Origin of the sequence: Gallibacterium melopsittaci, from assembly GCF_042433085.1 — a bacterium.
In the GTDB taxonomy this organism is placed as follows: domain Bacteria; phylum Pseudomonadota; class Gammaproteobacteria; order Enterobacterales; family Pasteurellaceae; genus Gallibacterium; species Gallibacterium melopsittaci.
On sequence record NZ_JBHLWA010000024.1, the window covers coordinates 1 to 22,522 of the forward strand.

General features: G+C 36.4%; 19 protein-coding genes. 6 read left to right on the top strand and 13 right to left on the bottom strand.

The window, feature by feature from the left end; translation table 11 throughout:
* Positions 1-336: 336 nt before the first annotated feature.
* From ACFFHT_RS05195 to modF, 3 genes are all read right to left on the bottom strand, one after another.
* Entirely contained in the window at positions 337-1,479 is a 1,143-nt protein-coding gene (locus ACFFHT_RS05195; protein ID WP_382374114.1) for a 5-methyltetrahydropteroyltriglutamate--homocysteine S-methyltransferase, read from the bottom strand.
* Positions 1,480-1,615: 136 nt separating this feature from the next.
* Positions 1,616-4,246 carry a DNA topoisomerase (ATP-hydrolyzing) subunit A gene (gene gyrA, locus ACFFHT_RS05200; RefSeq protein ID WP_382374116.1) on the bottom strand — a complete coding sequence of 877 codons (2,631 nt, stop codon included), beginning with the start codon at positions 4,244-4,246 and terminating at the stop codon, positions 1,616-1,618.
* An 86-nt stretch (positions 4,247-4,332) separates the two neighbouring features.
* A complete protein-coding gene (gene modF / locus ACFFHT_RS05205) occupies positions 4,333-5,799 on the bottom strand; it encodes a molybdate ABC transporter ATP-binding protein ModF (RefSeq protein WP_382374118.1) in 1,467 nt (488 codons plus the stop codon).
* Between the two features lie 181 nt (positions 5,800-5,980).
* On the opposite strand from modF, the gene ACFFHT_RS05210 reads away from it, so the two are divergent.
* Positions 5,981-6,436 carry a LexA family protein gene (locus ACFFHT_RS05210; RefSeq protein ID WP_382374120.1) on the top strand — a complete coding sequence of 152 codons (456 nt, stop codon included), beginning with the start codon at positions 5,981-5,983 and terminating at the stop codon, positions 6,434-6,436.
* A gap of 154 nt (positions 6,437-6,590) precedes the next feature.
* Here the strand turns inward: ACFFHT_RS05210 and ACFFHT_RS05215 are convergent, their stop codons facing one another.
* The 4 genes from ACFFHT_RS05215 to ACFFHT_RS05230 all read right to left on the bottom strand — a co-directional run bounded on the left by ACFFHT_RS05215 (position 6,591) and on the right by ACFFHT_RS05230 (position 10,616).
* Positions 6,591-8,108: a DHA2 family efflux MFS transporter permease subunit gene (locus tag ACFFHT_RS05215; RefSeq protein ID WP_382374122.1), complete on the bottom strand. Its 1,518-nt coding sequence runs from the start codon at positions 8,106-8,108 to the stop codon at positions 6,591-6,593.
* Positions 8,109-8,123: 15 nt separating this feature from the next.
* The gene (locus tag ACFFHT_RS05220; protein WP_382374124.1) at positions 8,124-9,290 is read right to left on the bottom strand and encodes an EmrA/EmrK family multidrug efflux transporter periplasmic adaptor subunit; all 1,167 of its coding nucleotides are present in this window, start codon (positions 9,288-9,290) and stop codon (positions 8,124-8,126) included.
* Between the two features lie 23 nt (positions 9,291-9,313).
* On the bottom strand, positions 9,314-9,829 hold the full coding sequence (gene mprA / locus ACFFHT_RS05225) for a transcriptional repressor MprA (RefSeq protein WP_382374126.1): 516 nt from the start codon (positions 9,827-9,829) through the stop codon (positions 9,314-9,316).
* A gap of 205 nt (positions 9,830-10,034) precedes the next feature.
* On the bottom strand, positions 10,035-10,616 hold the full coding sequence (locus ACFFHT_RS05230) for an NAD(P)H-dependent oxidoreductase (protein WP_382374128.1): 582 nt from the start codon (positions 10,614-10,616) through the stop codon (positions 10,035-10,037).
* Positions 10,617-10,780: 164 nt separating this feature from the next.
* Here ACFFHT_RS05230 and hpt point away from each other — a divergent pair, with 164 nt between their 5' ends.
* The gene (hpt, locus tag ACFFHT_RS05235) at positions 10,781-11,320 is read left to right on the top strand and encodes a hypoxanthine phosphoribosyltransferase (protein WP_382374130.1); all 540 of its coding nucleotides are present in this window, start codon (positions 10,781-10,783) and stop codon (positions 11,318-11,320) included.
* Between the two features lie 23 nt (positions 11,321-11,343).
* Here hpt and metX read toward each other — a convergent pair whose 3' ends face one another.
* Positions 11,344-12,429, bottom strand: a complete 1,086-nt coding sequence (gene metX, locus ACFFHT_RS05240; RefSeq protein WP_382374132.1) for a homoserine O-acetyltransferase MetX — start codon at positions 12,427-12,429, stop codon at positions 11,344-11,346.
* Positions 12,430-12,737: 308 nt separating this feature from the next.
* Between metX and fumC the strand changes: the two genes are divergently transcribed.
* Both fumC and der read left to right on the top strand, forming a co-directional pair.
* Entirely contained in the window at positions 12,738-14,132 is a 1,395-nt protein-coding gene (gene fumC, locus ACFFHT_RS05245) for a class II fumarate hydratase (protein ID WP_382374134.1), read from the top strand.
* Between the two features lie 155 nt (positions 14,133-14,287).
* On the top strand, positions 14,288-15,787 hold the full coding sequence (gene der / locus ACFFHT_RS05250) for a ribosome biogenesis GTPase Der (protein WP_382374136.1): 1,500 nt from the start codon (positions 14,288-14,290) through the stop codon (positions 15,785-15,787).
* Between the two features lie 38 nt (positions 15,788-15,825).
* Here the strand turns inward: der and ACFFHT_RS05255 are convergent, their stop codons facing one another.
* The gene (locus ACFFHT_RS05255; protein WP_382374138.1) at positions 15,826-16,695 is read right to left on the bottom strand and encodes an EamA/RhaT family transporter; all 870 of its coding nucleotides are present in this window, start codon (positions 16,693-16,695) and stop codon (positions 15,826-15,828) included.
* 98 nt (positions 16,696-16,793) lie between these two features.
* Between ACFFHT_RS05255 and folC the strand changes: the two genes are divergently transcribed.
* Positions 16,794-18,116 carry a bifunctional tetrahydrofolate synthase/dihydrofolate synthase gene (gene folC / locus ACFFHT_RS05260; RefSeq protein WP_382374140.1) on the top strand — a complete coding sequence of 441 codons (1,323 nt, stop codon included), beginning with the start codon at positions 16,794-16,796 and terminating at the stop codon, positions 18,114-18,116.
* Between the two features lie 47 nt (positions 18,117-18,163).
* On the opposite strand, the gene ACFFHT_RS05265 is transcribed toward folC, so the two are convergent.
* From ACFFHT_RS05265 to grpE, 4 genes are all read right to left on the bottom strand, one after another.
* Positions 18,164-19,111, bottom strand: a complete 948-nt coding sequence (locus ACFFHT_RS05265; RefSeq protein ID WP_382374142.1) for a ribose-phosphate pyrophosphokinase — start codon at positions 19,109-19,111, stop codon at positions 18,164-18,166.
* Between the two features lie 49 nt (positions 19,112-19,160).
* Positions 19,161-20,039, bottom strand: a complete 879-nt coding sequence (ispE, locus tag ACFFHT_RS05270; protein ID WP_382374144.1) for a 4-(cytidine 5'-diphospho)-2-C-methyl-D-erythritol kinase — start codon at positions 20,037-20,039, stop codon at positions 19,161-19,163.
* Positions 20,039-20,668 carry a lipoprotein insertase outer membrane protein LolB gene (lolB, locus tag ACFFHT_RS05275; protein WP_382374146.1) on the bottom strand — a complete coding sequence of 210 codons (630 nt, stop codon included), beginning with the start codon at positions 20,666-20,668 and terminating at the stop codon, positions 20,039-20,041. The genes ispE and lolB overlap by 1 nt, the downstream gene beginning before the upstream one ends.
* Positions 20,669-20,788: 120 nt before the next feature.
* Positions 20,789-21,379 (bottom strand): nucleotide exchange factor GrpE, encoded by a 591-nt coding sequence (grpE, locus tag ACFFHT_RS05280; protein ID WP_382374148.1) that lies wholly within the window; start codon positions 21,377-21,379, stop codon positions 20,789-20,791.
* A gap of 180 nt (positions 21,380-21,559) precedes the next feature.
* Between grpE and ACFFHT_RS05285 the strand changes: the two genes are divergently transcribed.
* Complete coding sequence (locus tag ACFFHT_RS05285; RefSeq protein ID WP_382374150.1) at positions 21,560-22,480, top strand: NAD(+) kinase; 921 nt, start codon at positions 21,560-21,562, stop codon at positions 22,478-22,480.
* Positions 22,481-22,522 lie beyond the last annotated feature (42 nt).

A 22,522-nucleotide genomic window follows, 5' to 3' on the forward strand; every position in this document is an offset into this window, starting at 1 on the left:
GCTTAAAGCCTTGTACTATAAGGCTTTAAGCCTACTTTTAGCAACAAATTTGTCTATTACACCTTTCTTATTTCTAAGCTGCCTATGCGGCAGGGAACTACATTATTAAAGACCATAATTATAGAATTAGCAAGGGATGATTGAATTAATGACTTGATTAACCTAAATTTTTTAAGCTTATATATTTCCTTATAAATCATTGCATTACAAGATCGTTTAAAAAAAGGGAGAATTAATTATTTTGTTAATAGTAAAGTTGAATAAAAAAGCTACATCTTATAAAAAGATGTAGCCTTAGATTTAATAGAAATTAAAAATTTATTTGCTTAAATAGGGTTATTTTCCCCACACTTCTTCACTGATTTCACGAATAAATTCAAGTTTTTTCCATTGTTGTTCTTCGGTAAGAACATTGCCTTCTTCGGTTGAAGCAAACCCACATTGAGGGCTTAAGCAGAGTTGGTTAATGTCCACATATTGTGTAGCTTCTTTAATCCGTTCAATAATCGCATTTTTATCTTCTAATTCACCACTTTTCGAGGTAATTAGTCCTAATACGACTTGTTGATCTTTAATAAAACGAAGTGGTTTGAAATCACCTGCACGATCACTGTCATATTCCAAGAAGAAACCATCTACTTTACAGTGTCCGAATAATGTTTCAGCGACAGGTTCATAACCACCAGAAGAGAACCAAGTAGAGCGGAAGTTACCACGACAGATATGCATAGTAATTGTCATATCTTCAGGTTTATCTTTGATTGCTTCATTAATTAGGTTGACATAATCTTTGGCTAATTGGTCTAGATCAATACCGCGTTCAGCATATGCAGCTCGTTTTTCTTCTGAACATAACTCTCCCCAACTAGTATCATCTAATTGTAAATTACGACAACCAAGTTCATAGAATTTAGTAATTGCATCACGATAGGCTTGAGCGAGGTCGGCTAAAAGTTGTTGCGGATTATCTTTATAGAGATCAATTGGTTGATATTCTGTTTCACGTACAATGCAGATTAAATGTAACATTGTTGGTGATGGAATCGTAAATTTAACGGGAAAATCACCTGCAATTTGTTGTAATGAACGATAATGTTCTAAGAATGGGTGGTTGCCGAACTGTACTTTACCTGTAATTTTTAATGTTCTTGGACGAACATTATGGTGTTTAAATTGCACTGAGAATTTTTTTGCATCGACTTCTTCTACACCTTCTAATGCTGCTAAGAAATCCATATGCCAGAATGTACGGCGGAATTCACCATCGGTTACTGCGTGTAAACCAACTTGTTTTTGATGTTCAACTAATTTACTAATTTCTTGATCTTCAACTTTTCTTAAATCTGTACAGCTAATATCACCACATTGACATTGGCTACGAGCAAGTTTTAATGTTTCTGGACGAAGAAAACTACCAACAATATCAAAACGGTATGGTGCTTTAGTACGTTGTGTTGCATTTGGGAATAATTTACTCATTTTTATACCTCATAATAAATAATCAATTAGACGTTTAGATGTCTAGACATAAAATACTTCACTTCCAATAAGTAATCAAGGGTAAACACTAGAAAAAAGGCGACTTTCGTCGCCTTATATAAAAATTGTAGATTGTTTATTCAGTTATATCTTCGCTACTGTCATCGTCATCATCACAGATACGTTCCATACTCACAACTTGTTCTGTTTCAGATGTACGAATCAAACGAACACCTTGCGTATTACGTCCAACCAAACTAATTTCTGCAACTCGTGTACGAACTAATGTACCTGCATCCGTAATCAACATAATTTGATCATTTTCTTCAACTTGAGTAGCTGCAACAACTTTACCGTTACGTTCACTCACTTTGATTGAAATTACCCCTTTCGTATTACGTGATTTGGTTGGATATTCTGTTAAATCAGTACGTTTACCATAACCATTTTGTGTTGCAGTAAGGATTGCACCATTTGTTTTTGGTACAACAAGTGAAACAACTTTATCAATTGTGAGATCAAGTGTTTGTTCGTTTTCATCACTGCTGTCTTCCGCATCATTTTCTTCATCAGAAATATCATTGGTTAAAGCAAGTTTAATTCCTCTCACGCCTGCTGCGGTTCTACCCATTGCACGGACTGCATTTTCGTCAAAGCGAACAACACGACCTTGCGCCGAGAAGAGCATAATTTCATTATTTCCTTCGGTAATATCTACGCCGATTAATTCATCATCTTCACGCAAATTCACCGCAATAATACCGCTAGCACGAGGACGGCTAAATTCAGTAAGCGTGGTTTTCTTCACTAATCCACCAGCTGTTGCCATCACAATAAATTTATCTTCTGCGTATTCTTTCACAGGTAAGATAGCAGTAATGCGTTCATTCTCTTCAAGTGGTAATAGATTAACGATTGGGCGACCTCTTGCACCACGGCTTGCTTGCGGTAATTGGTAAACTTTCAACCAATATAAACGACCACGGCTTGAGAAACAGAGGATAGTATCATGTGTATTGGCAACTAACAGCTTCTCAATGAAATCTTCTTCTTTCATCTTGGTAGCTGATTTACCTTTACCACCACGGCGTTGGGCTTCATAGTCGGAAAGTGGTTGATATTTCACATAACCTTCGTGTGATAAAGTGACGACAACATCTTCAGGATTAATTAAATCTTCTAGATTAATATCACCGCTGCTTGCAGTAATTTCTGTTAGACGATCATCATTATATTGAGCTTTGATTTTTTCTAGCTCTTCACGAATGACTTCCATTAAACGTTCTGGACTATGTAAGATGTGCAATAATTCTGCAATCACATCAAGTAAAGATTTATATTCATCTAAGATTTTTTCATGTTCTAAGCCAGTAAGTTTTTGTAGGCGTAAATCTAAAATTGCCTGTGCCTGAGCTTCACTTAGATGATAAACACCATCACGAATACCTAAATGCTCTTCGAGATCTTCAGGACGAGCTGCATCAACGCCTGTAGCTGCTAACATCGCTTCCACATTCCCTAATTGCCAAGGTTGAGCCAATAAAGCTTCTTTTGCTGCTGCTGGAGTTGGTGCAGTGCGGATTAATTCAATGATTGGATCAATATTGGTTAAGGCAATAGCTAAGCCTTCTAAAATATGAGCACGTTCACGTGCTTTACGGAGTTCGAATACGGTACGGCGAGTCACGACTTCACGACGATGAAGAACAAAGGCTTCGATTAATTCTTTAAGATTTAATAATTTAGGTTGCCCGTGATCTAAAGCGACAATATTAATCCCAAATGTTACTTGTAATTGGGTTAAAGCATATAAGTTATTCAGAACAATTTCACCGACTGCATCACGCTTAATTTCAATCACGATACGCATACCGTCTTTATCAGACTCATCACGTAATCCACTGATGCCTTCAACTTTTTTCTCTTTGACTAATTCGGCAATTTTCTCAATTAAACGTGCTTTATTTACTTGATAAGGAATTTCATGAACGATAATGGTTTCACGTCCTTTGTCATCTGTTTCTATTTCTGCTTTAGCACGAATATAAATCTTACCACGTCCTGTTTTATAGGCTTCTTCAATCCCTTTTTTACCATTAATGATTGCTGCAGTTGGAAAGTCAGGACCAGGAATATAGGTCATTAACTCATCAATCGAAATTTGATCATTTTCGATATATGCTAAACAGCCATCAATCACTTCACCTAAATTGTGTGGTGGAATATTGGTTGCCATCCCAACTGCAATTCCGCTTGAACCATTCACCAATAAAGCAGGAATTTTTGTTGGTAAGACTTCAGGAATCATTTCCGAACCATCATAGTTCGGTTGATAATCTACGGTTTCTTTGTCTAAATCAGCAAGTAATTCATGAGCGATTTGAGTCATCCGAGCTTCGGTATAACGCATTGCAGCAGGGGAGTCGCCATCGATTGAGCCAAAATTTCCTTGACCATCGACTAATGGATAGCGTAATGAAAACGGTTGAGCCATACGCACTAACGTATCATAGACCGCAGAATCACCATGTGGGTGATATTTACCGATAACGTCCCCAACAATACGGGCTGATTTACGGTAAGGTTTATTGTAGTCATTACCCCCTACAGCCATGGCAAAAAGCACACGACGATGTACAGGTTTTAAGCCATCTCTTACATCTGGCAACGCACGACCAACAATGACAGACATTGCGTAGTCAAGATAAGAGGACTTCATTTCCTCTTCGATATTAACGGGAATAATATCTTTTGCTAAATCGCTCATTTAGACATTTCCTATAGTTTGAATTTCGTCAAAAACAGTCGCGGATTATAGCACGAAAAGCGTGTTATCCATAGGAAAAACCTGTATTAATTATGATTTGTTACTTCTTGGCAAAAATAATGATAGCCTTCTGCTGCAGGACGAAATTCGAAAATACGATTAATACAATTTGGCTGATCTTCTAAATGATGTGAAACAAAAAATAGTTGAGTGTCACTATTACTGATCAGTTGATCGATAAAGGTCAATACAAGATGACGATTCAACGCATCAAGTCCCATTAAAGGCTCATCGAGAATTAGAATTGGAGGATGTTTCACTAATGCACGAGCAATTAATAATAAACGTTGTTGTCCCCAAGAAAGTGAGCGAAAAGGCGTATTCGCAAATTTTTCCATATTGATGCGCTGTAACCATTGGAGTGCATTGAGGCGAGTGTTTTCATCAATATGTTGATACACGCCAATAGAATCAAAATAACCCGAAATAATCACCATCAAGGCTGAACAATTTACCCGATAATCAAGATGAAAATGATTACTTAAAAAGCCAATATATTGTTTGATTTCCCAAACCGTTTCACCGCTGCCACGTTGTTTGCCAAATAATTTTACTTTGTTATTGAATGCTTGGGGATGATCACCATTGATTAATGATAAAAGCGTTGATTTGCCACATCCATTCGGTCCTTTAATCCACCAATGTTCACCAATTTTTACTTGCCAATTTAATTTATTTAAGATGATTTTATCGCCATATTTTACGGTGACATCAGATAAATCAAAAATTGTTTCTAGATTTTGGGGCAACGTCACAACTGGATTAGCCGCACATGGAATAGGAATATGGATAGATTTTTCGGCATAACATAATTGATTAAAAATATCGCTTTCTAACATTTGCTGAGCTGACTGCTGTGTGATTAATTGGCATTGATGTAGTAAGACAATAGAATCTGCCCAAGCAGGGACATCAGTTAAACGATTAATGACTAAGACAATGGTAAGATGTTGTTTAAGTTGAGCTAATAAAGTTAGCCATTGTTGTTGCGAATTAAAATCTAAACCTTCAAAAGGCTCATCAAGGATTAATAGATCAGGTTCTTCAATTAATGCTTTAACCAGTAAAACTTTGCGTGCTTCGCCTGTTGATAATAATTTGAATGGGCTATTCAATAAATGCTCAATGCCAACACGTTTCGCAGTCGCATATAATAACGCATCGGATCTTGGTGAATCGCTTAAGATAATTTGTTGTGTTGTCTTACCTTGATCATCAGGACTTACACTATCATTATTTAAATCACGATAAATTTGTTCTAATAATAGTTGTTGCTGTGCGAGGGAAACCAAAGAAATTTTTTGGAAATTATTAGTATATTGACCTGAATAAGGAGGTTGATATTGGCTAATAAATTTGCTTAAGGTGCTTTTACCACTACCATTATGTCCAACAATAACAGTAAAACTTTTTTCTTGTAGTTTGAATTGGTCAACATATAACCATTGTTGCGAGGTAATTTTAATTTTTGCTTGTTGTAGTTGAATTTGCATTTTACATCACTCTTCTATTTGATAATCCTTAGTAGTTTAATCAACTTTTATTGCTAAGCAAATAACGCTATAAATTTGATCGCTATTTCAACAAAAAAAGAGTAAAAAATAGTTGAATACTGTATTAATATACAGTAAATTATACTGTATAAATTAACAGTATTAATGGTGGAGATGATTTATGCAAATGCAAGTTAATTCAATGTTGAATACAGAACAACAAAAATACTCTTATCTTCCTTTGCCGTTATATGACGATCACCCGCAAAAGGAGTACTTTAATAAAAAAAGTAATGTTCATTATCGTATGGATCTCAATTTATATTGTATTAAAAAACCGCAAGAAACTTTTTTCTTACGGGTAAAAAATGAGAATTTAGCAGCTTGGGGGATTGATGTAGGAGATATGTTGATTATTGAAAAGACAACCAATTTACATCTTGGTGATTTAGTTGTGATTGAACAGCAGCAAGGTTTACAGTTATATGAATTTTTTGCAGAACAAGATGGTAAATTTGTCTTTTTTTCATTAGATGATCGTTATCCTAATATCTCAGTTAAGCAAATAACAGAATTAAATCTACAAGGTGTTGTGGTAAGTACAATTCATCGTTTGCAAAAACGGCGTGTAGCTTAATAAAAATCATCTCCGCCGTAGTAAACAACAAGAATCTACAAATTATAAATAAAAACCTCTTTTATCAATATAGTAAGATAAAAGAGGTTTTTCATAACTAAGTCATCTCATCGAAAGAAATGACTTAACTTGTCTGGTGAAGTAACGAGTAGTACTAATGCCGTGAACCAAACGGTGGTTTCGCTAACCAAATCACGACAAACAACAACATAAAAGCAATGGCAGAAATATAGAATATTTCGTTAGCGCCAATGATTAAACCTTGCTGTGTAATCTGATTGGCTAAATAGGCGGCTGCTTGAGTATCATTTAATCCCTTATCTGCCATAGATTGAAAATATTGTTGTGCCATTGGATTATAAGGCGTAATACTTTCAACCATCTGCCCATGATGTAACGCTTCACGGTTATACCACATAAATGTAGTAAGGGAAGTTCCCACTGAACCTGCTAAGGTACGCAAAAAGTTAAATAAACTTGATGCTGATGCAGTTTGTTCAGGTTTTAATCCTGACAAGGTAATAGTGGTTAATGGCATAAAGAAACAAGCCACAGCAATCCCTTGAATAAATTGCGGTAATGCTACCACAGTAAAATTCATTTCAGGTTCAAATGTTACCGCACGCCAATGGAAAGTAAATGCATAGACAAAGAAACTAATTGTCACTAATAAACGCATATCTACTTTATAACCAAAACGCCCAATAATTGGTGACAACAATAATGGGAATAAACCTATTGGTGCAGTTGCTAGACCAGCCCAAGTAGCGGTATAACCATAGACCTGTTGTAATAATAATGGAATTAATACGACTGATCCTAGATAGATTAAGAAAGCGAGGGAAGTACATAAACAGCCTACAGTAAAATTACGCTTTTTAAATAATGAAATATCGACAATTGGATGTTCTTCACCTAATTCCCAGATAATTAACGTAATCAAACCAATAACAGCTACAATGGCTAAAACAACAATTTCTGTTGAATTAAACCAGTCTTCTTCGCGACCTCTATCAAGCATTAATTGTAATGCTCCTACCCCAAGAACCAATAAAATTAAGCCAATACTATCAATTGGTTGTTGATAAGTTTTTGTTTCCTTATCGCCTAAGGTGACTTTAGTGAAGATCATCACTAAAATTCCCACTGGAATATTAATAAAGAAAATCCAACCCCAATGAAAATCATCACTTAACCAACCACCTAAAATAGGTCCACAAATTGGGGCAACAACAACAGTCATTGACCAGAATGCTAATGCCATAGCACGCCGTTGTGGCGGATAATTATTTAACAGTAGGCTTTGTGATAATGGAACAATTGGACCAGCAGCTAATCCTTGTACGATACGGCATGCAATTAACATATTTAATGAATGTGAAATACCACATAACCAAGAAGCGATAACAAAGATTAGAACTGAGGTGAGGAACAATTTTACTTCGCCAAAACGACGGGCTAACCAACCTGTAATAGGAATTGCAATAGCATTTGCAACCCCAAAAGAAGTAATCACCCAAGTTCCTTGCGTACTTGATGCACCTAAATCACCAGCGATAGTCGGAATGGCAACGTTCGCAATAGTTGAATCAAGGACTTGCATAAAGGTTGCTAAAGCAAGTCCTAATGTCATCATGACTAATGCGCCGCCTTTAATCGGCGTTGAATTCATTTTGCGCCTCCTTAATCAGTGACTATTTTGTTGAATAATTTCAATAATCTCTTGATTAATTGGAGCTAGATCATAGTGCAACGTATCAGTTTCATAACGTGTTTCATTACGAGCTTCATTATGCAATACGCCACCATCTTTATTAGAAGTATTTACTTCAACAGTAGCGGAAAGACCAATACGTAAAGGATGTTCTTTGACCTGTTCAGGATCTAATGCAATACGCACAGGTAAACGTTGTACAACTTTAATCCAGTTACCAGTAGCATTTTGTGCAGGTAATAATGAGAAAGCACTACCTGTTCCTGCATCAATACCCACGACTTTTCCGTCAAACTCTACATTATCACCATAAAGGTCAAATACTACACTCACAGGCTGACCTAAACGGATATTAGCCAGTTGTGTTTCTTTAAAGTTTGCATCTAACCAAATTTGGTCGAGTGGTACGACAGACAATAATGGAGAACCTGCTTTGATACTTTCGCCTACTTGTACACTACGTTTAGCAACATAACCTGTGACAGGACTAACTACTTTAGTACGTTGTAGATTCAACCAGGCTTGACGAACATTATCGGCAGCTTGTACTACGTTCGGTTGTTGTTCAATCGGTGTATTTAACAATAACGCTTTTGTTGCATTGAGCTGTTCTTGAGTAGCATCTAAATCGCTTTGTGCCATCGTCACAGCATCAACCGCATGTTGATAATCTTCTTTTGATACAGCACCAGTCTTATTTAAAGATTGACGGCGAGCAAGATCTTCTTCTGCTTGTTTTAAAGCAATCTTTTTAGCTGCTAAAAGAGAACTTAGTTGTTTTTCAGTGAAAACAAGCTGGCTTGTTTTACGAACAACATCGGCTAATGTATGTTTAGCTTGAGAAAGTGCAAGTTTTGCATCTGTATCATCAAGTTGTACTAAAACATCACCTTTTTTCACTAAATCGGTACTTTCGGTGTTAAGTTTAGAAACACTACCTGATACTTGAGATGAAACTTGAATAATATTGCCTGCTACATAAGCATCGTCAGTTTCTGTGAAATTTTTCACGAAAAAAAGCCAATAAACGAAACTAACTATTGAAATAAGAAGCAATAAAACAACGAAGGAAACAAGATGTTTCCTTCTGGTTTTATTACGAACAGCATTTTTTTTGTCTTGTTCGGAAATCTCTGACATATTACGACCTTAAATTTGAAGAATCATACTCTATGAAGATTATACTCTTCCAAACGTCTAGAAAGTTTGAGTAATAAACGACGTAGAGTCTGAATTTCTTTATCAGTTAAAACACTAAAAATAGAACCCATTAATTCCCATTGATGTGGAAAAATTTCTTTTAAAAATTGATGACCCTTTTCATTAATGCGTAAACTAAAACAACGACGATCTTCAGGGACACTAATACGATCAATCCATCCCTTACTAACCAATTCATCTGAAATACGAGTTGCATTAGTACGTGATGAACCTAGGATCTCGCTAAGACGAGAAGGTTGAATCTCGTGATTAGGTTGAAGATAGGTCACAATTAATGCTTCAAATAGGGTGTGATTAAGACCAACTTCTTTGAGAAGATGGTTGCGATGTTCAAGATAATTGCTATTTACATTAAACAACAAACGTACCAAGATGATCTGATCTAATGGCATATTAGGAAAGTCTTCAGAATACATCTTGATGACGTTATCGGTGTCTGATAACAATTGATTAACCATAAATTACCTCAGCTAATAGTATTAAGTAGAACAATAAACCGTGCAATAATAACTTGTAAAATTATATTTGGTCAAGTATATAGTAGGGTTGTCAGAGAATTACTGCTAATAATAATGAATGTCAGAAAATAAAACAAATACCTATAAATAAGTATTTGCTTGTATGAATGTTATTCAGTTTATAATGTTAAGAAAGAGGGGAAAATTAAGTATATTTTGAGATAACTTGTTGAATTTTTGTCAAAATTTCTTTTCTGGCTTGATTATCAATGATATGTATATCTCCAAAGAAGAAATGTTCTATGTCAGTAATACCACAATAATTAAATAATCCGTTAATCAGAGTCGCATCTAAAGCAGATAAAAAACCTCTTTTTTGGTATTCTTTTTCATTATTGCCTAGTGTAATAAACTGCACCATTTTTTTATTATGTAATAAACCACGACTACCTGCTTCATCTGTTTCATAAGCAAAACCATGACTTAAAACACGATCTAAATAACCTTTCAAAATGGCTGGAAATCCCATCCACCATAATGGATAAACTAATGTGATTAAATCAGCTTGTGTGATGAGATGCTGCTCTTGCTGAATATCTTTTGGAATATTACCTTGATTTATTTGACAAAATTCTGACCAAGTTAAGATAGGATTAAATCCCATCTGATATAGATTACGCACGGTAACATCCATATTTTGTGCTTTAGCAGTTTCAACAATCGTATCTAAAATTGCATGATTAAAACTTTGTTCATTAGGATGAGCATAAATGATGAGATTTTGCACAATATTTCCATCTTGATTAAAAATAAGGGCAAGAATCTTATTGCAATGTGTGATGAAGTGCAAGTTTTGATTTCTTGGAAAGAATAGTGTGAAGCTATTTTTTATTGTGCCGATTTTCGGTATAGTAGCGCAGCTTATTACCGTAATGAGATGAGGAGAGCGCAATGAAAAAACATCATATTGAAACGTTAATTTCTGAAGAAGAAGTCTGTTCTAGAATCAAAGAATTAGGACAAGAAATTACCCAATATTATCAACATAATCAAAGTAAAGGATTATATGTAGTTGGTTTATTGCGTGGTTCATTTATGTTTATGGCTGATTTAGTCAGAGAAATTAAGTTGCCATTAGAAATTGATTTTATGACAACATCGAGTTATGGCAGTGGTATGACCACTAATCACGATGTAAAAATTGCTAAAGATTTGGAAGGCGATATTAAGGGAAAGGACGTTTTAATCGTTGAGGATATTATAGATACTGGTTATACCTTAGATAAAGTTCATCAGATCCTATCATTGCGTGAACCTAATTCATTAACTATTTGTACTTTATTAGACAAACCTTCACGTCGTGAAGTAGAAGTGAATGTTGATTGGGTAGGTTTTACTATTCCAGATGAGTTTGTGGTTGGTTATGGAATTGATTACGCACAACAATATCGTCAACTTGGTTATATTGCAAAAGTCGTATTAGAAGAATAAACATTGTTATGGGAGAGATGGCACTATACGACCATTTCTCCTAAACCACGACGGATTTTAGGGGCAAAAAATTCATAATCGACTAAAAAGGCATCATGACCAAAATCAGAAGTAATTTCATCATAGTGCAGATTGATTTCTGCTTTTTCTAATAGTTGCCGACTCTTTTCTAAATCGACTAATTTAAATAATTGATCATTCGTTACCGCAATTAATGTGTATTTGGCTTTAATCCGTTTTAGTGCGTCTAGTGCATTTTGATAACCAATAGCCGGATCATAGAGATCCAACGCACGCATCAGTTGCAAATAACTATTTGCATCAAAACGTTCTAAAAACTTTTTGCCTTGATAACTTAAATAGGATTCCACCTGAAAATAGTCACCTAAAAAATTGCCTTCCTGTTTAATAGCACGTCCAAAGGCCTTAGTTAATTGCGTGTGTGTACGATAGGTCAACATCCCCAACATTCTCGCTGTAGCTAAACCTTGATCAGGAGGATTACCTTGATAGTAGTGGCCTTGATTAAAATTAGGATCTTGTACAATGGCTTGACGCATAACATGGTTAAAGCCAATCGCTTCTGCACTCATATAGAGCGAAGAACATAAATTAACCACATAATCCATAAAATCAGGATAACTAATTGCCCATTGTGTTGCTTGCATACCACCAAATGATCCACCAATCACGGCGTGCAAATGCGTGATACCTAATTGATCCAGTAGTGCTTTTTGTACTTTAACAATATCTTGAATGGTAATTTGTGGAAAATCACCACCATAAGGTAAGCCTGTTGCAGGATTAATACTCGTTGGGCCAGTTGTTCCTTTACAGCCACCTAAAACATTAGAGCAGATAAAAAAATATTTATCGGTATCTAAAGCCATCCCTGGCCCCATAAAATTTTGCCACCAACCTTTTTGTTGATTGTCGGCAAAATAGGGTTCAGCATCACCAGTTAAGGCATGACAAATCAAAATAATATTATTTTTCGCAGAATTTAATTTGCCATAAGTCTGATAGCACACCGTAATATCTTTTAGTGAACCACCAAGGGTAAGAGTAAGCGCGGAATCAGTGAATAGTGTAAGTTGTTGCGCAGACATATTACTTCCTAAAACAGCATTATTATTATTGTTGACAGGGTGATAAATTAGCGAGCGAAGGAAACAATGTCAAGAAATTTTAGATGTCTAAACATCTAGAAAGTTAAACATCTAAACGTCTAAGAGAAAATGGTAGCAAAGCAGAGAGAAAAGCTGTACATAAAATACTCATTAATATTATTGGCAGGTTTTATTTTTATGATCTGCGTCATAAAAGAAAAAATTTCATTATGTTGGAAATTTAATTTGTACCTCTTGAGTGTTACAATTTTTCCCACTTTTTACATTTGCAATTAGAGGTCAAACTTATGGAATTTAGAATTGAACATGACACTATGGGTGAAGTGAAAGTGCCTGCGGATAAATATTGGGCAGCGCAAACTGAACGTTCACGCAATAACTTTAAAATTGGGCCAGCAGCTTCTATGCCACATGAAATTATTGAAGCATTTGGTTACTTAAAAAAAGCAGCGGCATATGCCAACTATGATTTAGGCGTACTTCCAGTTGAAAAAAGAGATTTAATTGCTCAAGCTTGTGATGAAATCTTAGCAAACAAATTGGATGATCAATTCCCACTTGTTATTTGGCAAACTGGTTCAGGTACCCAATCAAATATGAATGTGAATGAAGTGGTAGCGAATCGTGCACATGTATTAAACGGCGGGAAATTAGGTGAAAAGAGTGTGATTCACCCAAATGATGACGTGAATAAATCCCAATCTTCTAATGATACTTACCCAACCGCAATGCACATTGCAGCCTATAAAAAAGTGGTTGAAACCACCATTCCAGCAGTAGAACGTTTACAAAAAACCTTTGCCGAAAAATCAGCGAAGTTTGCCGATGTGGTAAAAATTGGTCGCACACACTTAATGGATGCAACACCATTAACATTAGGGCAAGAGTTTTCTGCTTATGCGGCACAACTTGATTTTGGCTTGAAAGCATTAAAACATACATTACCGCATTTAAGACAACTTGCTTTAGGGGGTACCGCAGTAGGTACAGGATTAAATACACCAAAAGGTTATGATGTTAAAGTGGCAGAGTATATTGCGAAATTTACAGGTCTGCCATTTGTTACTGCAGAAAATAAATTTGAAGCATTAGCAACCCATGATGCTGTTGTTGAAACTCACGGTGCATTAAAACAATTAGCCGTTTCACTTTATAAAATTGCTAATGACATTCGTTTATTGGCTTCTGGCCCACGTTCAGGTATTGGCGAAATCTTAATTCCTGAAAATGAACCAGGTTCATCTATTATGCCAGGAAAAGTAAACCCAACCCAATGTGAAGCGATGACTATGGTATGTGCGCAAGTATTAGGAAATGACACCACAATTTCTTTTGCTGGCTCGCAAGGTCATTTCCAATTAAATGTATTTAAACCAGTAATGGCTTATAACTTCTTACAATCTGCACAATTATTAGCAGATGCGTGCATTTCATTTGATGAACACTGTGCAGTTGGTATTGAGCCAAACTATCCACGCATTAAGATGCAATTAGAAAATTCATTAATGTTGGTTACTGCATTAAATACTCATATCGGTTATGAAAAAGCAGCAAAAATTGCGAAAACTGCACATAAAAATGGTACAACCTTACGCGAAGAAGCGATTAATTTAGGATTTGTAACCGCAGAGCAATTTGATGAATGGGTTCGTCCTGAAGATATGGTAGGTAGTTTGAAATAAAATTGCTTTATCAATTTATATTAATTAAATATGAGGGTACTTAGAAATAAGTACCCTTTTTTGATCAGAGAAATCTTGATAAAAGGTTAGGATTCATCAAGAAATCGGCTATAATGTGCGACATTTTTTGAAAATCGAAAAGGTTTGAGGTGATTATGACTCCTGTCATTGCGCTTGTAGGGCGTCCAAATGTTGGTAAATCGACATTATTTAACCGTTTAACTCGTAGTCGTGATGCACTTGTCGCAAATTTCCCTGGATTGACTCGTGATCGCAAGTATGGTCAAGGTCAGATGAATGGAATGGAATTTATTGTGATCGATACTGGTGGGATTGACGGTTCAGAAGAGGGAATTGAAGAAAAAATGGCAGAACAATCGCTATTAGCGATTGATGAAGCTGATATTGTGTTGTTTTTAGTTGATGCTCGTGCAGGCTTAACACCAGCAGATGTTGGCATTGCACAATATTTACGCCGTCGTGAGAAACCAACCATTGTCGTTGCAAATAAGATTGATGGCATTGATGCAGATTCACACGTTGCTGAATTCTATCAACTAGGGTTAGGAGAAATTGCACAAATTGCAGCATCACAAGGGCGTGGTGTAACGCAATTAATTCAAGACGTATTAGCACCTTATCAAACAGAAGAAGATTTAGCTGAAGATGGTGTTGATGAAGATTGGCAGGATGATTTTGCATTTGAGCAAGATGAAGATATGTCGTTATCTTTAGCAGAAGCTGAAGAGAATATAGAGGAAGAAGATGAACAACAAGATAAGCCAATTAAAATTGCGATTGTTGGTCGTCCGAATGTCGGAAAATCAACGCTGACGAATCGTATTTTAGGGGAAGATCGGGTCGTGGTATATGATATGCCAGGTACGACGCGGGATAGCATCTATATTCCTATGGAGCGAGATGGGCAGCAATATACGATCATCGATACCGCAGGCGTGCGTAAGCGTGGCAAGGTAACGTTAACCGTTGAAAAGTTTTCGGTGATTAAGACGTTACAAGCGATTCAAGATGCAAATGTGGTGTTATTGACGATTGATGCACGAGAAGGTATTTCTGATCAGGATCTTTCATTATTAGGCTTTATCTTAAATGCAGGACGTGCGTTAGTGATTGTCGTCAATAAGTGGGACGGTCTAAGCCAAGAGATCAAAGATAATATTAAATCTGAATTAGATCGCCGTTTAGATTTTATTGATTTTGCACGAGTGCATTTTATTTCTGCGTTGCATGGTAGTGGTGTGGGGAATTTATTTGAGTCTGTTACTGAGGCATACCAATCGGCAACCAAACGCTATTCTACTTCATTGTTAACTCGAATTTTGCAAATGGCGACAGATGAGCATCAACCGCCAATGATTTCGGGGAGAAGAATTAAATTAAAATATGCACACCCAGGTGGGCATAATCCGCCAATTATTGTGATCCATGGTAATCAAGTTGATAAATTGCCCGATTCTTACAAACGCTATTTATCAAATTATTATCGCCGTAGTTTGCAAATTATTGGTTCGCCAATTCGTCTGTTGTTCCAAGATGGGGAAAATCCTTATGCTGGGAAACGGAATACATTAACGCCGAATCAGTTGCGTAAACGGAGAAGATTGATGAAATTTATTAAGAAATCGAAGAAATAATTAGAAATGGCTTCTCGTGTTGAGAAGCCATTTTTTCTTTATAAAACAGGCACTAACAACAAAATAATCGCCACAATCCCTAAGGCAATACCGAAAAAGTTCACTTTGTTTAATTTTTCTTTAAAGCCAACTAGACCAATTATTGCCCCCAAGATCATTACCCCAATATTCATACCTGCAAACACCAAGGATGGATTTTCGCTTAATTGTTGATGTGCTTTAATATAGAACAAAATATTGAGGAAGTTTAATGCCCCTAAGACTAACCCAGCCAGCATACTTTTCCCTTGCCAGCGTGTTTTGGTAAAAATTAAATAGGCAAAAATAAAACAGCCAGCAATCACAAAAGAAGTAAATAGTGCAAATGGAAAGGCAACACCAAATTTTGCAATTTGTTTAAAGAGAATATCAATCACACCATAACCAAACCAAACGAGAACCAATAATAAGAAACTTTTGATTCCATTGCCGTTATGTTGTTGTTGGTTTGATTTAAATACTAAGGCAAATAAGGCAAGGAAAGCACAAAAAATTGCTAAGCCTTTTTGTGTTGTTAAGGTTTCGTGGAAAAACAAAAATGCAGCCAGAATGGGTAAGAAGAGTGATAAGCGTTGTGCCGCATCTGCACGAGCAATACCACTAATTTCTACCGCTTTTGCCATCACTAAAAAGATAGTTGGTAATAGAAAGCCAAGTAAGAGAAAAATTGCACTATGTTCATTTTGACGAATCGCATCGCTAAATGATAACCCCATAAAATCAGGTTGTAGCACAAAATAGGTTAGGGTACTTGCCATAAGATAATTGCAGGCAATCGCTTGTGAAATCACAATTTGTTGGCTGCGCGCTATTTTTAAAAATACACTCACGGCGACACTGCACAGAATAGCAATCAGTAAAGATGACATAATGGTTTTATCCTTATTCTTCAAGAAATCATAAATGACAGCTGGCGATTTTAGGCAATATTCACTATGATACGCAAGCACAAACTAAGGATAACGGTATGATACAGAAAGATTTAAACATAAATTCGCCATTAGGGGAGTGGTTAAGCTATTTAGAACATTTACATAGCAAAAATATTGATATGGGGTTAACACGCATTAAGCAAGTTGCCCAACAATTAGACTTATTACATCCTAGTGCGTTTGTGATTACGGTAGCAGGAACAAATGGTAAAGGGACAACCTGCCGATTATTAGAAACTATCCTACTTAATGCAGGCTATCGTGTTGGCGTGTATTCCTCACCGCATATTTTACGTTATAACGAACGTGTGCGAATTCAAGGACAAGAACTTGATGATCAGCAACATACTTTGGCATTTGCCACGATTGAGCAACAACGTACCCAATCATTAACTTATTTTGAATTTAGTACCTTAGCGGCACTTTGGCTATTTCAACAGGCACAATTAGATGTGATTATTCTTGAAGTTGGCTTAGGTGGACGCCTTGATGCAACAAATATTATTGATACTGATTTAGCGATTATTACTTCGATTGATATTGATCATGTAGCATTCCTTGGTGATACCCGAGAAAAGATTGGTTTCGAGAAAGCAGGTATTTGTCGCAAAAATACACCGCTGGTGGTGGGCGAACCGGATTGTCCAGAATCGATCAAACAACACGCACAGGGATTAGGTTGTCCAACATTGTACCGAGGGAAAGATTTTAACTATCAGCTAAATCAAGATCGTTGGCATTGGCAATCTCACCAGCAAAGTTGGCAGGATTTACCGCTTTGTCATATTCCACTACAAAATGCCGCTACTGCATTAGCTGCATTGCAATTTTTACCCTTTAATATTGAAGAACAGATAATTCGACAAAGTTTGGCAACAGTAGAATTAGCAGGACGTTTTCAATTTTTGAATACTGTACAACGTGAGCAGTTAGCTAAACGTTTTGGTTTGGATAAACAACAAATGCCACAAATTGTGCTAGATGTTGGACATAATCCACACGCAACACGTTATTTAGCTTCTCAGTTACAACAGCAAAAAGAGAATTACAGCAAAATTTATGCGGTATGTGGTGTATTACAAGATAAAGATGCAGAAGGGGTCTTATTTCCACTGCTACCTCTTATTGCAGATTGGATTTGTATTCCATTAGCGGGAGAACGAGGCCAATCAGCAGAACAACTACAAAGTAAGCTAAATGTGATAGCCGAGAAAAATAACCAAGTTGTGAGTTCTATTGCAGCAGCATCAATGTTACAAGGTGTGGAATATGCGTTAAGTCAGACTGGAAAAACAGACTTAATTTTGTTATTTGGTTCATTCCATACCGTAGCAGATTTTTTGCTGTTGTTGGAATAAGCTAGTAAGAAAAGAACCCTGCTATATAGCAGGGTTTTTACAAGGTATTAATTAAACATTGCAGAAATAGATTCTTCATTACTGATACGACGGATGGCTTCTGCCAACATACCAGATAATGTTAAGACTCTTACTTTGTTTAAGGCAATGATTTCTGGACGAAGAGGGATCGTATCTGTTACTACAATTTCATCTAATGCTGGACTTGCAATATTTTTCGCAGCAGAACCAGAGAATACCGCATGAGTTGCATAAGCAAATACACGTTTTGCACCACGTTCTTTTAAGGCTTCTGCAGCTTTGCATAATGTACCGCCAGTATCGATCATATCATCAACTAAGATACAATCACGACCAGCTACATCACCAATAATATGCATTACTTGAGCAACATTTGCACGAGGACGGCGTTTATCAATAATCGCCATATCGGTATCATTTAATAATTTAGCAACCGCTCTCGCACGCACCACACCGCCAATATCTGGAGAAACAACGATAGGATTTTCTAAATCTTGTTTTTTCAAAATGTCATCAATTAAAACTGGTGAACCGAAAACGTTATCTACTGGAACATCAAAGAACCCTTGAATTTGTTCAGCGTGTAAATCACAGGTTAATACGCGGTCAACACCAACATTAGAGAGAATATCTGCAACAACTTTTGCTGTAATTGGCACACGAGCAGAACGTACACGACGATCTTGGCGAGCATAACCAAAATAAGGAACTACCGCAGTAATACGACCAGCAGAAGCACGACGTAAAGCATCGATCATTACGACTAATTCCATAAGATTGTCGTTGGTTGGGGCACAAGTGGATTGCACGATAAAGACATCGGAACCACGTACATTTTCATTGATTTGAACTTGAATTTCGCCATCGCTAAAACGACCAACGATTGCATCACTAAGAGAAGTATAAAGACGTTCAGAAATTTTCTTTGCTAGTTCTGGTGTTGCGTTACCAGCAAACAGCTTAATGTCAGGCATTGTAAACCTCGGTATTGGTGATTAAATATTCAGATTGTAAAACAATCCACTAAAGTGTTTTCTGTATTTCTTTAAGGGCAAGATATAAAGGCGATTCATTTACCCCTTTAGCAACAAACCCTGTTAAGTTAGCTGGGCGTTGTTGAAATACGGTTAAGGCACGATCTTGCGAATCAAACTCGGCAAAAATGCACGCACCTGTCCCTGTTAAACGGGTCGGTGCATATTGTACCAACCACTGAATAGCTTGTTCAACCTCAGGATAGTGATCTCGCACAACTTTTTCGCAATCGTTTGTATAAACAGAAGAAAGTAAAACCTCCAAAGATCGTTTTGGCGTTGTTCTAGGTAGGTTTGGATCTCGAAAGATTTTCGCAGTAGAGATGGAAACATCTGGTTTTAAAACCACAAAATATTTTTCTGTTGGATGACAATAGCTAATTTTTTCACCAACGCCCTCAGCAAAAGCGGCTTTACCATGGATAAAAATTGGTACATCTGCACCTAACTGTAAGCCAAGAGTAGCTAATTGCTCAATAGAAAGATTGGTTTGCCATAAAAAATTTAAGGCGACTAATGTGGTTGCGGCATCGGATGATCCACCACCAACACCTCCGCCCATAGGTAAATGCTTTTCTAAACGGAGAGTAGCACCTAATTTACATTGTGTGGTTTGTTGTAATAATTTAGCCGCCCGATAGATAAGATTATCTTTCAGTGCAACGCCAGCTAATTGATCTAGCAAGACAATTTCACCAGTTGGATTAATGCTAACAGTTAACCAATCGCCATAATCTAGAAATTGAAATAAGGTTTGTAATTCGTGATAGCCATCAGGACGACGTTGATTAATATATAAGAAAAGATTTAATTTTGCAGGGCAAGGAAAACTAAATTCCTTGCCAAATCGAGAAGTGATATCTGTCATTAAAATTTCCACGTTTTAATTTGAATTTTTAATTTTTTATCAGGCCCACTAATTAACAAATTTTCAGGCAATTTGGGTGATAGACTTTGATTATAATTCATATATTGTGCTTGCCAATTCTCACCTTGCCATTGGTAAGTAAAATGACTAAGTAAGCCTTGTTGATTGATCACATAGTTTTGTGTTCCACCAGGTAAGCCTTTAATCCAATTTGGAAATTCTTCCACAGGGAAATCAAAACCAATTACATCTTGTAATAATTGGTGAATATCTTTGTCAGCGTAGTAATTCCCTTTGTTATCAAAAATCACCGTATTATTTGCTGTTTTTTCAATCGCTAATGTACTGCGACTAAGTAAGGAAGAGAAAAATAGACGGTAATGTTGTTCACCAAGATATTGCCAATTAAATGAGGATGAAAAACGTTTATTGTTGCCAATATAGCCTAATTGACCGTCTGCCGCATAGTGATTGATAGCATTTACTGCTTGTTGATGTTGCTGCCAGACAGGACTGGAATGCGGTAGTGTAACTTCTGGTGCAGTAAATTGCTCATTTGTTGCACAACCAACAAATAATAACGTTAACCCTGAAATTAGTGCAAGGCGTAAAGTTGTTTGATTAATCACGATAGGTTCCCAACTGAGTAAGAAAGAGGTTCTATTCTAAAGGATATTGCATTGCTTGCAAGATAGAAAAAAGCCTCTATGGATTGTTGTAGAGGCTTGAATAACGAGAACAAATTTATATTATGCCGCAATCATCACCATTGCAGGGCGAATAACACGACCATTTAATAAATAGCCTTTTTGTAATACTGTGGTGATTTGATTGGTGGTAAAACCTTCTGCTGGTTGCATTGAAATAGCTTGATGTAAGTCTGGGTTAAAAGTTTCACCAACCACGCCAACAGGTTCAATACCAAATTTAGCAACGGTAGAAAGTAGGTCTTTTAAGGTAAGTTCTACGCCATCAAATAGTGCTTTCACACTTTCATCTTCAGAGGTATTTGGTGTAGAGGCTGCACGTTCTAAGTTGTCGATAACATTTAAAATCTCTTTAGCAAATTTTTCTAAACCAAATTTATGTGCTTTTTCAACATCCACTTCGGTACGACGGCGAATATTATCAATTTCTGCACGCGTTCTTAATAAAATATCTTGTTCTTTTTTAGCAGCTTCTTCTAATTGGCTTTCTAAGTCTTGGATTTTTGCGAGTGCTTCAGTTAATGGATCAATTTCTTCAGCAGTATTTTCTGGTTGAGGATTTTCAGTCGTTGTATCTTGTAATTCTTCGTTTGCCATTACTTTTTCTTCATTTGCTGTTTGTTGTTCAGACATAGTTTTCTCCAAAATCAAATAGATGCTTTAACATCGGCTAGTTTAACAAAAAAACACTATTGCCGCTAATTATTCACGTTCAGATAGTGATTAAGTCAAATTTATCGACAAAAGTTGTGCTAATATATGCCTCATTTGACGCAATTCAAGGATTGAAACGGTATCAACTGGGTAATTGTTATGCAAGAATTTAATACAAAGGAACATCGTCATTTATTGCACCGTTCATTTAGAACAATTGGGGTGGTTGGACAACCACGCCATGACGATCGTTTGCAAATGCATCAAGATTTATTTATCTGGCTTCGTCATCGAGGTTATCACGTTTTAGTTGAGCCAGAAGTGGGACAAGCACTCAAGTTAGATGCGCAACATATTGCAACGTTAGATGAAATCGGTGCCGCGGCGGAGCTTGTGATTGTGATTGGTGGTGATGGCAATATGCTAGGGAAAGCGAGAGTATTATCACGTTATAACACGGCATTGATTGGCATTAATCGAGGTAATCTAGGTTTTCTTACGGATATTGATCCAGACCAAGTCTGTTCACAACTTTCAGCTTGTTTAGATCGAGGAGAATTTTTTGTTGAAGAGCGTTTTTTGTTAGATGTGAATGTGGTACGTAATGGAGAAGTAATTGCAGCAAATCAGGCGATTAATGAAGTTGTTATCCACCCAGCAAAAATTGCACATATGATTGATTTCCAAGTTTATATCAATGATAAATTCTGTTTTTCACAACGTTCAGATGGTCTAATTATTGCTACGCCAACAGGTTCAACAGCCTATTCTCTCTCTGCTGGGGGGCCCATTTTAACGCCATTATTAAATGCAATTACCTTAGTGCCAATGTTTCCTCATACGCTTTCTTCACGTCCATTAGTCGTAGATGGCGATAGTAAGTTACATTTCCGCTTTGCACAATATAATGTGCGACAACTCGAGGTGAGTTGTGATAGCCAAGTCAATATCCCGTTCTGTATTGATGATGTGATTGTGGTAAAGAAAAGTGATCTACGTATGAAGTTATTGCATTTAGAAGATTACAATTATTACAACATCTTAAGTTCTAAATTAGGTTGGCTAAAAAAATTATTCTAAATTAGCAAAGAAATTCTTTACTGTATAAAAAAACAGTATATA